Genomic DNA, 865 nt, shown 5'->3' with positions numbered 1-865 from the left:
CGTCCCGAGGTCGAACGAGACCTGACCTGCGTCGGTCACCGCGGCCGCCAGCAGTAGCCGTTCCGCTTCGACGAAGTCTGCCGTGACACCCTGCCCGGTGGCGTACATGATGCCGGCCATACGAAGGGCCGCGGAATCGCCGAGATCCGCCGCGCGGCGGTACCAGGTCAACCCGACCGCGTACCGTCGCGCGTTCGCGTGGATCGCTCCGAGGTTGTATGCGGCCTCCGCGCTGCCCAGATCGGCGGCACGCTCGTACAGCGACAGCTTCCTGGCCGTGTCCACCGGCCCGCCGAGCCCTTCTCCGGCAAGCTGAGCTGACAGCAACAGCGCGTCAGGGTCGTCGCCAGCCAGCTCCAGCAGCTCCCGGGCCGCCGCGTACTCCCGCCGCTCAACAGCCAACAAACCCTGCTCGTACGCCGTCAACGCCACGATCGGCAGTGTAGGGGCCACAGGATGACGCCACGAACGCATCCGACCCACCGGAACCGAACGCGCGCACATCAGCACGACCGCGCACCCAGCACCGGTGCCGCTATGTCACGTACCGTGACGCCCACTCGGCGGCAGAACAGGACACGGGCCCGCCAGGCTGGGTCGAGGTAGCCGGCGGGTTCGCTCTCTTTGCGGCTGTCCACCCGACTTTAGGGTGTGACTCTCATCTGGCATGCGCCCGCCGGCTACCGCCCGGGGAGTGGCTCGAGAGGGGTTTGTGCGGCTCAAAGTAGCTATGCCCTCTGAACCGCCCCGGATCTTGTAGAGACTTTGATGTTCCCCGGGTTTCTCGGAGCCGTGTTGGTTGGCGTCAGGCTGCGGATAGGGCGATCGGGTGGAGCTTCTCATACTCGATCGGGGTGAGCATGCC

At 67.2% G+C, this 865-nt stretch carries 1 pseudogene; it reads right to left on the bottom strand.

What is annotated here, in order from left to right:
- Positions 1-432, bottom strand: a pseudogene (locus tag KBX50_RS32525) (SEL1-like repeat protein); the annotation flags it as partial.
- Positions 433-865 lie beyond the last annotated feature (433 nt).

It is taken from the genome of Micromonospora sp. C51 (genome assembly GCF_018070435.1).
Taxonomy (GTDB): domain Bacteria; phylum Actinomycetota; class Actinomycetes; order Mycobacteriales; family Micromonosporaceae; genus Micromonospora; species Micromonospora sediminimaris.
The sequence above is the reverse complement of the archived record's forward strand: the minus strand, read 5'-3'. Positions and strand labels throughout refer to the sequence as shown.